This window comes from Spirulina sp. CCY15215, from assembly GCF_016888125.1.
GTDB lineage: Bacteria > Cyanobacteriota > Cyanobacteriia > Cyanobacteriales > Spirulinaceae > CCY15215.
Genome location: NZ_JACSWA010000599.1, coordinates 61,976 through 76,623, shown reverse-complemented (window position 1 = coordinate 76,623; position 14,648 = coordinate 61,976). Strand labels below are relative to the sequence as shown.

The following is a 14,648-nucleotide window of genomic DNA, read 5'->3' as shown; positions in this document are numbered from 1 at the left end:
CCTAAATAACGTAGCGATTTCTCGCTGAGTCTGGTCAGGTTAGGGCTTTTTCAAGCTCCCGCTAGAGTCCGGAGGACTTAGCGGTGAGTTCCTGACTCAAAACGAGTGGGTTGCTGGAGAATTTTTATCTTTGTCGAGGAAAAATCAGACATGATGCGGAGAAAAAGCACGTTTTTCTCTGGTTAGTGTAGCCGATTTACCGATCGCTTTGGGGGAAAAAAGAAGGTAAAATAAAACACTTGCCGGAATTTTAAGATTTTATCTCGTTGACCGCCGCTATGATGGAGATACTCGCAAGGAACGATTTAGCCTATCATTTCGATTTTGAGTAGATTATCCGTAAAACTTTTCGTGGATTTTCTCTGAGGAGATGGCGAGAAGTTAACCAGCCACTTAACTCTATGATGGAAGTTCAGAAAGAAAACAAAATGACCCGTCGAATTTTTATTGGGGATGTCCACGGCCACTACGACGCGCTTATGATTTTACTGGACGCGATCGCGCCCAGCCAAGAAGATCGCGTTTATTTTGTTGGAGATTTAGTGGATCGAGGACCCAAAAGCGCCCAAGTGGTTGATTTTGTCATGAACAGTTCCTACGAGTGCATCCTCGGCAATCATGAACAAATGCTAGTTGATGTCATGGTAGAGCGCGAAATTCCCGAACATTTTCGCCAATCTTGGCTTTATAGTGGAGGTCATGCAACCCTCAAAAGCTATGGTGAGAAAGGGATTCCCCCAGAACATCTCACCTGGTTCAGAAATCTGCCCAGTTATTTAGATCTAGGGGATATTTGGTTAGTTCATGCGGGAGTCGATCCCCGTTTACCTTTAGAGGAACAAACCTCGGAACAATTTTGCTGGATTCGCGACGAATTCCACAGCAGTTGTCAGCCCTTTTTTGCTGATAAATTAATTATTGCCGGACACACTATTACTTTTACTATTCCTGGGGTTATGCCAGGGAAACTCGCGCGGGGATCCGGTTGGCTGGATATCGATACAGGGGCATATCATCGCCAAAGCGGTTGGTTAACAGGAGTTGATATGTTAAATAAACGAGTTTATCAAGTCAACACTCGCCAACAACGCCTCCGTTCCTTAGACTTAGAAGAAGCGGCGATCGATATTAAACCGTCGAGAATTATGCCTCGACGGTTATTACAGAAACTTTGAGCAATTACTGCTTACCAATTACGCATCAAATATAACGATTCATGAAGTTTTCGTAGGAACGGTTGTCCATCCCGCCAACTTCATTAGGTTGGGGAGGATTTTCCCCGATCATATTCTGCAAGACTCGCACGCGATCGCCAGTAGCGGGATGGGTACTGAGAATGGGAGGTACTCTTGAGCCTCCTTGTTGTCCCAATTTCGTCATGAAAGATACCATCGCTCCAGGGGCGTATCCTGCTTCCCGTAGAGTTTGCAAACCAGTACTATCCGATTCCAGTTCATCTCCCCGGCTATTGGGCAGACTCAGCGCCAACTGTACGCCAATTTGTACCGCTTGAGAAGTATCCAACCCCGCCGCCGATAAAATACCTTGGGTAATGGCTTGATCTTTCATCTGTTTGATAGCATGGCGACCCGTAATATGACCAATTTCGTGACTAATCACACTCGCCAATTCCGCTTCATTGCTGGCTAAAGCCATTAAGCCCAAGTTTACATAGACAAAGCCCCCCATCGTCGCAAAGGCATTCACCCCCGGATCGTTAACCACTTGGAAAGTATAGGGAATATTGGGGCGATCGCTATGAGGAACTAGGCGCTTGCCAATTTGTTCGACATAATTATTTAAAGCGGGATCTCTAACAATGGGAGTTCCCTTCCGTGCCAACTGCACTGTAATCTGTTCGTTGATTTGTTTACCGAGGGAAACTTCCTGTTTATCAGAAATATTAGACAATTGTAAAATTTGAGCGCCTCGCAGGATTAATTCAATCCAAGAAATTGCGTAACTCGCTTGGGGGGTTCCTACCCACAAACTGAAAGCTGTGACCACACTCAGTAAACCGTATAACCAACGTTTTTTCTTGCGCCAAAAGAAATGAGATAAATTTTCTAACATAGTTTGTTTCGGGTGAGGAATGAGATTAAGACTTAGGACTCGCTGCACTAGGGAGCGAGACGCTCCCACTACGATATTCTCTTGCTATAGTAGTGCGGGCATCTTGCCCGTTAATGCGTAAGTCCTAATAGGACTCGCCGCACTAGGGAGCGAGACGCTCCCACTACGGTATTCTCTTGTTGTAGTAGTGCGGGTATCTTGCCCGTTAATGCGTAAGTCCTAAAGTCTCTTGGTTTTAATACTGACATAACAGACTCCCTCCGGACAAAATTTGTTGCCTCCGAAGGGGATCGTCATTGACCTTGGGCTATTTAATTTGGCGATCGCGCGATCGATCCCTTGTACAAAAATCACCCTTTGTTGTAGAGTGGATGCTTGGTAATGATTCATAAATATTTATCTCCCTTGCTGGGCTTGATTATATTTTGTCTAGCACGGGAAAGAAGCGGACTTCGACGGTCTTCACGATCTCAGTCTCTTCAGCGCAGCCTTCTATGGCTTAATGAAAAAAGAAGTAATTGGGAACAATTGCTCATCACAATTTTTCATTGAGAAGTAGTTTCTAATGGAGGTCGAAGTGCAGAAAAGGTGTGCGCGAAATCGGAAGCGATCCAAACGCAGAGCCATTTATTGTCCGATTCATGGCTGTTATTTGGATAGTGTCAGCCAGAAACATTCTTTATACGTTGACTCAGCGCAACAGCTACAAAGCCGGGGACTTAGCCGGCGATCGGCTTTAATGTTAATCGCTCAACAAGGCTCAATTACCGTGACAGGAGAATGGTTAGAGGCGTTTTGGTGTCCTCATTGTGAAACTGTAGATTGGTATCACGTCCATCGAGTCGGCGATCGCCAATATCGAGTTTCTCCTGTCCCCCAAGAATTATGGCAACAGGCTGTCGGCGTTATCGATCCCCAAGGAAATGTCTCCGTAAGCGAGTTTACACGGCGAAATTCGCGGATGCTGAATTTTGGAGGAGTGAAAGATTTTCGTTTTATGTAGTGTATCTGGAAACAATTTTTTTCAAAATTTGCAAGATTATTTCTGCTTCTAATTTAGCGCTATATTCTCGAGAAGACTCGATTTTCAGAGTTGGCATTTCTGCTTCTATATCCGCGATCTCAGCCCGAATAAATGTCCAGGTATCGGCGATGGTATAACAACCAAAAATTTCTTGTTTTTCCTGTTGGTTTTCTTGCCAATTCATCCATCCCGCCGCTAAAAGTTCCCCGTAGAGTTGATAGAGGGGATTTTGACTTTCCAAGCCTCGTTTTGCTTCCACTACCACCAAATAAGGTGCTTCGATAAACCCAGACACGCATTTACCCAAAACCCCATCAGCAACGCATTCAATTTCAAATTGTAAGTATTTTGCCGTTAAATTGACTTGAGACCAAGCCTGAACCCAAGATTGTTCCGCGAGCAGTAAAATCGGGTAAATTCCCCTTGCCCAAATTGTCGCCTCATTCATCAAATGGGTAGAATAATTGAGTAGCTTGAGTTGAATATGATTTAATTGTTGTCGTTCACTCTCATCAGTCTCAGCTTCCCGGATATCAAGCCAATCATAATCTTGAATGCCTCGCTCTTCGAGTTTTACAAATTGCTTTAAACCTCCTCTAGATAAGGTCGAAACAGTTAACTTTTCCATGAGTTTTATTCTAGGAAAGACCTCTTAAAAATTGGGTCAATCTCCTAGTTGACATTCTGCACAAATTTAGTCAAACTAAGCAAAAAGTTAAGAAATCTTAAAACTGAATGGTATCGTCCCAATTGTTTTCCAAGCCCAAAACTTACCTCATTACAGGAGGAGCGGGCTTTATTGGCTCTCACATATCCGAGGCACTAATCCAGCAGGGGTATCGCGTTTTAGTAATTGACAATCTTTCAACAGGAAGTTTAGCTAACATTAGCCACCTTCTCGACCATCCTAACTTTCACTTTGCTTATGCCAGTATCGCTGATGATGTGGTATTAGATAGGTTGATGTCAGAAGCCAATGTTGCCATTCACCTTGCCGCAGCAGTTGGGGTCAAATTGATTGTCGAACAACCAGTCCATACCATTGAAACTAACGTGATGGGCATGGAATCAGTCCTCCAAGCTGCGATTCGTTATCGAGTGAAAACAGTAATTGCTTCAACTTCTGAAGTGTATGGAAAAGGCAATAAAGTCCCTTTCACTGAAGATGATGATGTTGTGTTAGGGCCAACCTGTCGATCGCGCTGGTCTTATGCGGCGACCAAAATGGTAGACGAATTTTTAGCACTAGCATATTATCACGAGAAAGGATTACCTGTGGTGATTGCTCGTTTATTTAACACCGTTGGACCAAGGCAAACCGGACAATATGGAATGGTCATTCCTCGCTTTGTACAGCAAGCCTTAAAAGGAGAAAATTTGAGCGTTTATGGGGATGGTAAACAGAGTCGCTGTTTTCTTCATGTTAGTGATGCAGTAAAAGCATTGCTAAAGTTAGCAGAATGTAACGAGGCGATCGGCGAAGTCTTCAATGTGGGTTCGACGGAAGAAATCAGTATTTTAGAGTTAGCAAAAAAAGTCATTTCTCTGACCTCACCAACAGAGAAAAGCAGCCAGCCAGAAATCGAATTAGTTCCCTATGGACAGGCTTATGCACCGGGATTTGAAGATATGCAGCGTCGAGTTCCCGATAATACTAAAATCCATCAGTATATTGACTGGAAACCGACTCAATCCTTGGTAGAAATATTACAGGATGTTATCACCAGTTTTAAGTAAATCAAACTATTTGTTTGTCAAGAGTAATTTTTATTTTTGTCCAATTTTTGTTAAGTTATCAACTGAAGGATAGTGAAATTGTTAAACAAAATATTAAACCGAATCAGGAAATTTCGTCACCATTTTAACGAGCAGATTACCAGTCCAGCTTATCAATTAATATTTGCGATCGCCAATCAAAATCGCAAGTATTTAGTTTTAGCATTCAATGGAAACTTGTTGGCTTCTACATTAGAAGCTGGAACTTTTGGTGTTATTTATCTTTCTCTTGGTGTTTTAGTAGGCGATGTTACCTTGAGTGGGATTAATAATCCTTTCATTGCTAATCCTTTAACACAAGGTTTATTAAAACAATTCACCCAACAGCAAACCTTTGTGTTTTTTGTCTTGTTGGCAATGATCATTCAAATTGTTAAAAGCATAATTCAGTATTTATCAGCAATATGGGCCAATGAATTAGCCATTAGCATGGGAGAGGAAGTGAGCGATCGCCTTTTTGATATTGTTCTTCGCTTATCTTTTCCTTGTGCAAGCAGTTATAAAGTCGGGGATTTACTCTCTTATATTGGGGGGGCAGGGATTGTACAAAGACAAATTCAGACATGGCAAAATTTCCTGATTGAGTTTTTTATGTTTTTGGCTTATTTTGGTGTTATTTTGTGGATTTCCCCAAAATTATCAATCTTTGCCGTTATCCTTTCAGCAATTTTATTTTCCTTTCAGCGCTATTTAGAACCTCAATTTAGAAAATTATCTTTAGAAAGTACAGGTATTAGCGTTGAAGTTTCGAAGGAAACCACAGAATCCATGCAAGGATTGCGACTAATTCATACTTTTGGGCGACAAACAGAAGTCATCCAAAAAGTAAGATATTTGCGAAGAAAAATTATTCCCGTACAACGTACAAGCGCTCGTTTAGGAGCAATGAGTAGTCCAATAAGCAGTACATTGGTTATGTTTATTGTGAGTGGTTTATTGATTGGAGGTTTTGGAATCTTAGGTCACTCCACAAGAGTTCTTGTGCCGGCCCTCCTGACTTTTATTAGCGCATTCAATCGCATGGCCACTCAGGCTCAAAGAGTCATGGTAATTCTCAATGGTTTAGCGGGTAATTTGGGGCAGATGACTCGACTGAATGAAATTTTAGATGCCAGCGATAAAGAATTTGCTCGTTTTGAAGGCAAAGAATTTGTAGGATTAAAAGAGGGTGTGTTTTTCGATCGCGTTTCCCTCCAATATCAAGAAGGAAAAGATTTTGCCCTCAAAGATGTTTCTTTTCGTATCGATAAAGGTAAAGTTGTCGCTTTAGTGGGTTCATCTGGAGCGGGTAAATCGTCAATTGCCGATCTGGTCGTCGGCTTGTATAGCCCCACGGAGGGTTCAATCTGGGTTGATGAATACAACCTGCAAGAATATAGTCCCCCAAGCTGGCGATCGCGCCTCGGGGTGGTTAGTCAAGATACTTTTATTTTCAACACGGGTATTTTAGAAAATATTCGTTATGGAATGGGAGAGGTGTCCGATGACCAAGTGATTGAAGCGGCGAAACAAGCTCAAGCTCACGAATTTATTACTCAACTTCCCCTGGGTTACGAAACAGTGGTGGGAGAAAGAGGGTATCGTCTATCAGGAGGTCAGCGCCAACGGGTTGCCCTCGCTAGAGCAATTCTCAAACAACCTGAAATTTTAATTCTCGATGAAGCCACCAGCGCCTTAGATAGTCAATCAGAACGTTTAGTACAAGAAGCATTAGGAAAATTTCAAAGCGATCGCACGGCATTAGTAATTGCTCACCGTCTTTCTACTATTGTCAATGCCGATGAGATTATTGTCCTCGAAAATGGTAGGGTGGTAGAGCGAGGAAATCATCGAGAATTAATTGCCTTAAATGGGTTCTATGCTAAATATTGGCAGTTACAATCCCAAGGAAGTGAAGTCGTTGCCTAATTTTTTTTGATTGTGATGGGAGCTAAGAAAAATGAATAATTTAACAATTCCCCATGCTTTTAAAATCACCCATGAGCAATTTCAGCAGTTAGCTCGAGCCAATCGCGATACTCGTTTGGAGAGAAAAGCAACGGGAGAGTTAATTGTTATGCCCCCGACGGGAAGCATTACAGGAAATCGCAATTTAGATATTGAGGGACAACTTTGGTTGTGGAATCGCCAAACTCGTTTGGGGAAAGCCTTTAATTCCTCGACTGGATTTCATCTTCCCAACGGAGCGGATCGCTCTCCCGATGCGGCGTGGGTGAGTTTAGAAAGATGGGATGCGCTGACTCTAGAAGAGCAAGAAGGGTTTGCTCCCCTTTGTCCCGATTTTGTCATCGAGTTGCGTTCTGCTTCGGATAATCTCAAACCTTTGCAAGCCAAAATGCAAGAATATATTGACAATGGCTCGCGGTTGGGATTTTTAATCGATCGCAAAAATCGCAGAGTAGAAATTTACAAGCCAGGAGTCGAGGTGGAAGTCTTAACTTCTCCCAGTCGTTTATCGGGGGAAGGAGTTCTACTCGGTTTTGTTTTAGATTTAACTGAAGTGTGGGTTTGATAGGGTTTAGTCGAAATGAGCGAGCAAAAAATTAGAGTATTTATTCAGGCTCGTATGAGTTCGCGACGTTTTCCCGGAAAGGTTCTCGCTCCCCTCGCCGGCAAGCCGCTTGTCTATCATCTGATCCATTCTTTGAATCGAGTTCTACCTTGGAAAAATATTACCGTTTTAACCAGTAATTTGAATTCTGACGATCCTTTAGTTACCTATCTAAAAAATCTTGGTATTTCGGTTTTTCGGGGTGATTTGGATAATGTTTTTAGCCGCTTTCAATCTTGTTTAGAACAATTTCCTTGTGATTACTTTCTCAGGAGTTGTGGGGATAGTCCGAAGCTATCTCCAGATTTAACGCGAGCAATGGTTGAGTTGGCTTTAAAGGCCAATGCCGATTTGGTCACGAATGTATACCCACGAACTTTTCCAAAAGGGCAAAGTGTAGAAATTTTAAAAGCACAGTCTTTTACTAAAATTGATGTGCAAGCTCTAAATGCAGAAGAGCAGGAGCATATAACTCGTTTTTATTATCAAAATCCTCAAAACTTCAAGATTGTTAATGTAAGTTCTCAAAATCCAGAATGGGCTAATTTGAGTATGGCTGTGGATACTATGGAAGACTTGCACCGTTTGAAGGAGCAATCTTTTTCTGAGTTGTTGAAAAGTATTGCAATTGCAGCCCAAAATCAATGCTGAATTCAAAGAAAAAAATTGAGGTAGCTGTCGTCGGTTTGGGAATTGGCGAACAACACGCTTGGACTTATCTAAACAATCCTAATTGTCAATTGCGTCGGTTATACGATCTCGATCCAGAAAAAATGCGATCGCTGATTGCCAAACTGGGTCAAAGTCAAGCCAGTTTGAGTTTTCAGGAGCTTCTCGAAGATGAGGAAATCGATCTCATCTCCATTGCCTCTTATGATGATGCCCATTACGAACAAACAATTGCAGCACTCAAAGCCGGGAAACACATTTTTGTAGAGAAGCCCTTATGTCGATCGCTTTCAGAATTAAAACACATTAAACAGGAATGGCTAAAACAGAAACATTTAAAAATAGAATCGAATTTGGTTTTGCGATCGGCTGCTCTTTATCAATGGTTAAAAGAATATATTCAATCCGGTCAATTAGGACAAATTTATGCGATCGATGGGGATTATTTATACGGTCGCTTACACAAAATTACTCAAGGATGGCGTAAAAATGTTGAAAATTATTCTGTGATGCAGGGGGGGGGTATTCATTTAGTAGATCTCATGCTTTGGTTAACGGGAGAAAAGCCAACAACCGTGAGAGCAGTCGGGAATGATATTTGTACCGCAGAAACAGAATTTCGTTACAACGACTTTATTTGTGCTACCTTCAAGTTTGCCTCTGGTTTAATCGGTCGCATCAGTGCTAATTTTGGTTGCGTTCATCGCCATCAGCACGTTTTGCGAGTATTTGGTACAGAAGGAACATTCATTTATGATGATGCAGGAGCAAGGCTTCATTCTAGCCGAGATTCAGCTTTGAGAGGTTCCTCTGTCGCGTTAAACCCTTTACCAGTTTCCAAAGGCGATCTGATTCCTCCTTTTGTGAGTGCAATTTTGGCGAATCGAGATACGAAGGATCTAGTGCAACATAATTTTAATTTAATTAGCACTTGTATCGCTGCCGATCGCGCTTTATCTACCCACTCTCCCGTAAAAATTGAGTACGCATGACAGAATCTAAAAAGATCCCTTTTGGCAGACCTTGGATTGACGATCGCGATCGCAATGCCGTCATGGAAGTTTTACATAGCCCAATTCTTACTCACGGACCTCAGTGCAAAGCATTTGAACAAGACTTTGCAGAATTTATGGGAGGAGGTTATGCTGCAACTGTCAGCTCCTGTACGGCAGCATTACACCTTGCTTACTTTCATTTTGGGATTGGTGTGGGGGATGAAGTGATTGTCCCCGCTCAAACTCATACAGCAACGGCTCATGCTGTGGAATTGGTAGGAGCAACCCCAGTTTTTATTGACTGCGAACTGAAAACGGGAAATCTGGATCTATCCCAACTAGAATCATTGATTACACCCCGAACTAAAGCAATCTCCTTAGTTCACTTTTTAGGGATTTCTTGCAATATGAAAGAGATCGTTGCTCTTGCCGAACGCTACGATCTCAAAGTGATTGAAGATTGTGCCTTAGCTGTAGGAACTCGCTTTCAAGATACCCACGTAGGATTGTGGGGGGATGTGGGCTGTTTTTCCTTCTATCCCGTCAAGCATATTACGACAGGCGACGGAGGGATGTTTGTATCCCGACATCAAGATGTTGTTGAATCTGTCAAGAAATTGCGAGCATTTGGTGTCGATCGTAGTTTTAGCGAGCGCTCTTTACCGGGGATGTATGATGTCGTCACTCTCGGTTTTAACTACAGAATGAGCGATATTCAAGCAGCCCTAGGAAGACAACAACTCGCTAAAATTGGAGAAATTTTGGCACGTCGCCAAGAAAACTTTACCCAATTTAAAACCAGATTATCTGACATTGGCGATATTTTAATTTTAGATGCAGTTGAGGAAGACTATATTAATAGTTACTATTGCCTGACAGTTGTTTTACAGGGAACATTAGCTAAGAAACGCAATGAGATCGTTACTCGACTTAAAGAATTGGGAATTGGAACGAGTATATACTATCCCCAACCCGTTCCTCGAATGACTTATTATCAAAAGAAATACAGTTATGAGGAAACGAGGTATCCCCAGGCAACAATAATTAGCGATTGCTCCATTGCTTTTCCCGTTGCACCTCATATCAGTTTAGAAGATATAGAATATATCGTAGAAAATTTTCAGCAAGTTTTGCAGGAGATCGATCAGTGAAAACTTCTCTAAAAAATCGAAAAATTGTCTTGATAGGAGGGGCAGGATTTATCGGACACAATCTAGCCCTTACTCTTAAACAAAGAGGTGCGGATGTAGAAATTATTGATAGTCTACAAGTTAATAATTTATTGGCGTATGCCACCAAAATGCCCGATCTCTATCAACGAGATCTCTACCTTCGCATCTTACATCAACGGCTCAACTTACTTCACGAAGCAGAAATTCCCCTCCACATTCAAGATGCACGAGATTATCATGCGGTAGGTGGTTTATTGAGTCAAATTAAACCTCAAGTTGTCATTCATCTCGCGGCTGTGGCTCATGCGGGACGCTCTAACAAAGATCCTTATAGTACCTTCGATCATAGTCTTCGTACCCTAGAAAATGCTTTAGATTGTTCTCGAGATAACGTAGAGCAATTTATCTTTTTCTCGTCGAGTATGGTTTATGGCAACTTTCAAGTTGAAGAAGTCGATGAGGAACACCCCTTAAATCCTCTTGGTATCTATGGGGCGCTAAAATTATCTGGTGAAAAGATCGTGATTGCCTACAATCAAGTATTCGATCTGCCTTATACCATTATTCGCCCCTCAGCCTTATACGGACCCCATTGTGTTAGTCGTCGCGTCGGACAAATTTTTATTGAAAATGCTTTGAATGGGACGAAGTTAAGAGTGGACGGAGATGGAAGCGATCGCTTAGATTTTACGTATATTGAGGACTTAGTTAACGGAGTTTGTTTGGCGATTGAAAATCCTAATGCCCGCAATCATATTTTCAATCTAACCTATGGCAATTCTCGTTCAATTCAAGATTTAGTGGGAATTATTCAAGAACATTTTCCCAAAGTTGAAATTCAGCGAGTGGAACGCGATAAATTAATGCCTTTTCGGGGAACGTTGAGTGTTGATAAAGCCAAAAAATTATTGGGTTATGCACCTAAAAATCCTATAGAAGTTGGATTTCCCAAGTACATTGGATGGTATAAAAATCTATTCAATGCGGAAACTAATGAGAATTGAGGAAGATGTTTGGCTATCTGATATTATCAGAAAAAAAGTCTTCAAACTGACTTTTGATTCTCTTTCTTCTTCAACGAAACGGAATTGGCAAACTACGATCGCCCAACATGAATCCGAGCATTCTCATGCCATGTACTATACTAAGATTAGTACAGAGCAAGTTTCCCTTCTTTATCAATTGAGCAAGTTGGGGTTTTATCCAGTTGATGTAAATGTTACTTTTGAACTGGAGTGCGATCGCGTTACCAATCTTTCTCCTCTCAAAACAAAATATACTATCAAGGAAATTGCTTCGGGTGAAGAGCAACAGGTAGTCAATATTGCTAGGACTTGTTTTCGATACTCCCGCTTTCATCTCGATCCGGCAGTTAACAATGAAATTGCCGATCGCATCAAATCTGAATGGGTATTTAACTATATTCGTAAACAAAGAGGCGATCGCCTCTTTGTTGCTTCAATGGAAGAGAAAACAGTGGGGTTTTTGGCGGCGATTGTCTCTGAAAAACAGGGAAAAAAAATTGGTATCATTGATTTGATCGGGATTGATAGACAGTACCAAAGACAAGGAATCGGACAAGAATTGAGCAAATTCTTTAGGGTGTACTATCAAGAAGATTGCAATCGTTTAAGAGTAGGGACTCAAGTTGCTAATATTGCCTCCCAGCGCTTATATCAAAAAGTAGGATTTTCCTTAAGTCAAAGTCAATATGTTCTCCACAAACATCTCAATTAATCATGAAAATTGGCAAAATCGATCTTAACAAACAAGTTCTCATCGTAGCTGAAATTGGCAATAATCATGAAGGGAATTTTAGTGTAGCTCAAAAGTTAGTTCAAGAAGCAGCAAGTTGTGGAGTTGATGCTGTTAAATTTCAAACATTTAAAACCGAGCATTATGTCAGTCATTCGGATAGAGCAAGATTTGAACGGTTAAAGTCTTTTGAGTTGAGTCAAGAACAGTTTACAGAACTGTCTCAATTAGCGCGATCGCTCAATTTAATATTTATTTCAACACCTTTCGATTTAGGAAGTGCTGAATTTCTAGCACCTCTTGTAGATTGTTACAAAGTAGCTTCTAGTGATAACACCTTTTATCCCTTAATTCGTCAAATTACAACAACAGGAAAATCGTTAATAATCTCCTGTGGATTGAGCAATTTTTCCGAAATTCAAAACACAGTTAAATTTGTCGAACAACAAAGCATTGATATTCAAGAAAAGTTAGCTATTCTCCACTGTGTAAGTAGCTATCCCGTCCCGAAAGACCAAGCAAACCTACGGTCGATCCAATTTCTTGCCGATCGCTTTAACTGCACAGTAGGCTATTCCGATCATACTCTAGGAATTGAAGCGGCTGTATTAGCTGTAGGATTGGGAGCAAGAATTATTGAGAAACACTTTACCCTTGATCGCCACTATTCCGACTTTCGGGATCACCAACTTTCAGCCGATCCTAAAGATATGGAAATGTTGGTCAACCAAATAAGGCGAGCAACATTAATGTTAGGACAATACAACAAAAATGTTCAACCCTGTGAAAAGCCATTGATTCGAGCTTTAAGACGATCTATTATCGCCATAAATAGTTTACCCTGCGGACATCGCTTAACAGAATTAGATTTAACTTGGGTTCGTCCGGGGGGAGGCGTTCCTCCGGGAGAAGAAAATGTGCTTGTTGGCAAAATATTAAAGCGGAATATAAAATCTGGTCAACAGATACTGATAAGAGATGTAGAGTCATTCAAATAATGAATATTATCTTATTAACAACTAATACAAGTCATCATTTATACTATGCTTGGAAAATTACAGAGCGGTTTTCTCTAAAAGCTATTTTTCTTGAAACTTCTTCGGTTCAACCACCTTTTGAGACTTATCATCCTTTTGAAAAATTACAAACCTCTTATGAAAAAGAAACTTTACTATCTCAATTCAACTCTGATTTTGCCGACTTAGCTGAAACCTATCAAGTTAAATCAATTAATGACTCAAAAAATATTTCTATACTTCAATCTCTTAAGCCTGACCTTGTACTTGTTTTTGGAACAAGAAAATTAAGTAAATCTATTATCCAACTTGCTAATAGAGCTTGTTTAAATCTTCATGGTGGAAACCCAGAATATTATCGGGGTTTAGATACTCATTTATGGTCAATTTACCATAATGATTTTAATAATCTTGTTACTACTCTCCATCACGTCGATCTAGATTTAGATACAGGGGAGATTGTCTTCCAAGCACAATTAAAACCTAGCAGAAAAACTCATTTATATGAGCTTCGGACTCTAAACACCGAAGTTTGCGTTAATTTATCCATGCTAGCAATACATACTTTAAATATGTCAGGTTTTCTGCCATCTCGAAAGCAATTGGCAAGAGGAAGATATTATTCTTTCATGCCTTCTCTTTTGAAAGAAGATTGTGTGAAAAAATTTAATCGATATCTTAAAAGATTACCATGAATATCTATCCAAACTTCCTTGGAAACAATACTGTTACTATATTTTTATTCCACGGGATAATCAAAAAAAACAAACACCATATTCGTAACTATACTCAAAAACATATTTTAGTAGATCGCTTTTATACTATTTTGAAAGAGTTACAAAAAGTTGGTGGACATCCAGTTTCCATGACAGATATTATAACTGCAATGAAAGGAAAAACACAATTGCCAAAGCGAGCATTTGCAATTACTTTTGATGATGGTTTTGAAAATAACTATTCTGTTGCTGCTCCAGTATTAGAAGATCTCAAAATTCCAGCAACATTTTATATTACGACAGGTTTTATTGAGAATAATACAGGATCTTGGATTGACTCCATTGAATATGGAGTTGAAAAAGTTTCTGGATTTCACTTAAGATCAAAACTCCTAGAATTAAATGGTTACTATGAAACAAAATCAGAAAAAATAGAATTACTGAATCAAATTCGTAAAATTGTCAAAAACGATTCTCAAATCGATCCTTATGAGTTTGCGGATTGTATACTCGATCAGTTGGGAATTAAATCAATAGAACTCGATCCTGATTTAGATCAGAAGCTAAATTGGCACCAGATAAAACTGATGGCAAGTAATGAATTATTTACAATTGGAGGACACGGTCACACTCATCGAGTATTGGCATACCTAGAAGAACCCGAATTAAAAAATGAGATTGTAACCAGTCTAGAGAAACTAAATTTTCACTTAAATACACCCATACAGCATTATTCGTATCCAGAAGGATTGTCGCACTGTTATTCTCAGAAAACTATTACTTTTTTAAAAGAAGAAGGTATTATCTGTTCCCCTAGTGCTGAACCCGGAGTTAACTCAATTGGAGATGATTTGTTTCATTTAAAACGAATCATGGTAATTTAAAATTAAAATTTAAGGAA

15 protein-coding genes are annotated in these 14,648 nt (G+C 40.3%); 13 read left to right on the top strand and 2 right to left on the bottom strand.

Features of this window, described 5'->3' with window-relative positions; genetic code table 11:
* Window positions 1-428: 428 nt before the first annotated feature.
* On the top strand, window positions 429-1,175 hold the full coding sequence (locus JUI58_RS28270; RefSeq protein WP_204106230.1) for a metallophosphoesterase family protein: 747 nt from the start codon (window positions 429-431) through the stop codon (window positions 1,173-1,175).
* A 25-nt stretch (window positions 1,176-1,200) separates the two neighbouring features.
* Here the strand turns inward: JUI58_RS28270 and JUI58_RS28265 are convergent, their stop codons facing one another.
* On the bottom strand, window positions 1,201-2,073 hold the full coding sequence (locus JUI58_RS28265) for a M48 family metalloprotease (protein ID WP_204106232.1): 873 nt from the start codon (window positions 2,071-2,073) through the stop codon (window positions 1,201-1,203).
* A gap of 565 nt (window positions 2,074-2,638) precedes the next feature.
* Here JUI58_RS28265 and JUI58_RS28260 point away from each other — a divergent pair.
* On the top strand, window positions 2,639-3,076 hold the full coding sequence (locus JUI58_RS28260; protein WP_204106229.1) for a hypothetical protein: 438 nt from the start codon (window positions 2,639-2,641) through the stop codon (window positions 3,074-3,076).
* Here the strand turns inward: JUI58_RS28260 and JUI58_RS28255 are convergent.
* The gene (locus JUI58_RS28255) at window positions 3,069-3,725 is read right to left on the bottom strand and encodes a hypothetical protein (RefSeq protein ID WP_204106228.1); all 657 of its coding nucleotides are present in this window, start codon (window positions 3,723-3,725) and stop codon (window positions 3,069-3,071) included. The genes JUI58_RS28260 and JUI58_RS28255 overlap by 8 nt on opposite strands.
* A 107-nt stretch (window positions 3,726-3,832) precedes the next feature.
* Between JUI58_RS28255 and JUI58_RS28250 the strand changes: the two genes are divergently transcribed.
* From JUI58_RS28250 to JUI58_RS28200, 11 genes are all read left to right on the top strand, one after another.
* Window positions 3,833-4,834, top strand: coding sequence for a GDP-mannose 4,6-dehydratase (locus JUI58_RS28250; RefSeq protein ID WP_204106227.1), 1,002 nt, complete (start codon window positions 3,833-3,835; stop codon window positions 4,832-4,834).
* Window positions 4,835-4,906: 72 nt separating this feature from the next.
* Complete coding sequence (locus JUI58_RS28245) at window positions 4,907-6,781, top strand: ABC transporter ATP-binding protein (protein WP_204106226.1); 1,875 nt, start codon at window positions 4,907-4,909, stop codon at window positions 6,779-6,781.
* A 31-nt stretch (window positions 6,782-6,812) separates the two neighbouring features.
* Window positions 6,813-7,385: a Uma2 family endonuclease gene (locus tag JUI58_RS28240; protein WP_204106225.1), complete on the top strand. Its 573-nt coding sequence runs from the start codon at window positions 6,813-6,815 to the stop codon at window positions 7,383-7,385.
* A gap of 15 nt (window positions 7,386-7,400) precedes the next feature.
* Complete coding sequence (locus tag JUI58_RS28235; RefSeq protein ID WP_204106224.1) at window positions 7,401-8,075, top strand: NTP transferase domain-containing protein; 675 nt, start codon at window positions 7,401-7,403, stop codon at window positions 8,073-8,075.
* On the top strand, window positions 8,069-9,085 hold the full coding sequence (locus JUI58_RS28230) for a Gfo/Idh/MocA family oxidoreductase (protein ID WP_204106223.1): 1,017 nt from the start codon (window positions 8,069-8,071) through the stop codon (window positions 9,083-9,085). The genes JUI58_RS28235 and JUI58_RS28230 overlap by 7 nt, the downstream gene beginning before the upstream one ends.
* The gene (locus JUI58_RS28225; protein ID WP_204106222.1) at window positions 9,082-10,239 is read left to right on the top strand and encodes a DegT/DnrJ/EryC1/StrS family aminotransferase; all 1,158 of its coding nucleotides are present in this window, start codon (window positions 9,082-9,084) and stop codon (window positions 10,237-10,239) included. The genes JUI58_RS28230 and JUI58_RS28225 overlap by 4 nt, the downstream gene beginning before the upstream one ends.
* Window positions 10,236-11,264, top strand: a complete 1,029-nt coding sequence (locus tag JUI58_RS28220; protein ID WP_204106221.1) for an NAD(P)-dependent oxidoreductase — start codon at window positions 10,236-10,238, stop codon at window positions 11,262-11,264. Before JUI58_RS28225 ends, JUI58_RS28220 begins: the two co-directional genes overlap by 4 nt.
* Complete coding sequence (locus JUI58_RS28215) at window positions 11,242-11,997, top strand: GNAT family N-acetyltransferase (RefSeq protein ID WP_204106220.1); 756 nt, start codon at window positions 11,242-11,244, stop codon at window positions 11,995-11,997. Before JUI58_RS28220 ends, JUI58_RS28215 begins: the two co-directional genes overlap by 23 nt.
* Before the next feature lie 2 nt (window positions 11,998-11,999).
* Window positions 12,000-13,013 carry an N-acetylneuraminate synthase family protein gene (locus JUI58_RS28210; RefSeq protein WP_204106219.1) on the top strand — a complete coding sequence of 338 codons (1,014 nt, stop codon included), beginning with the start codon at window positions 12,000-12,002 and terminating at the stop codon, window positions 13,011-13,013.
* Entirely contained in the window at window positions 13,013-13,726 is a 714-nt protein-coding gene (locus JUI58_RS28205) for a formyltransferase family protein (RefSeq protein ID WP_204106218.1), read from the top strand. The genes JUI58_RS28210 and JUI58_RS28205 overlap by 1 nt, the downstream gene beginning before the upstream one ends.
* Window positions 13,723-14,631 carry a polysaccharide deacetylase family protein gene (locus JUI58_RS28200; protein WP_204106217.1) on the top strand — a complete coding sequence of 303 codons (909 nt, stop codon included), beginning with the start codon at window positions 13,723-13,725 and terminating at the stop codon, window positions 14,629-14,631. Before JUI58_RS28205 ends, JUI58_RS28200 begins: the two co-directional genes overlap by 4 nt.
* Window positions 14,632-14,648 lie beyond the last annotated feature (17 nt).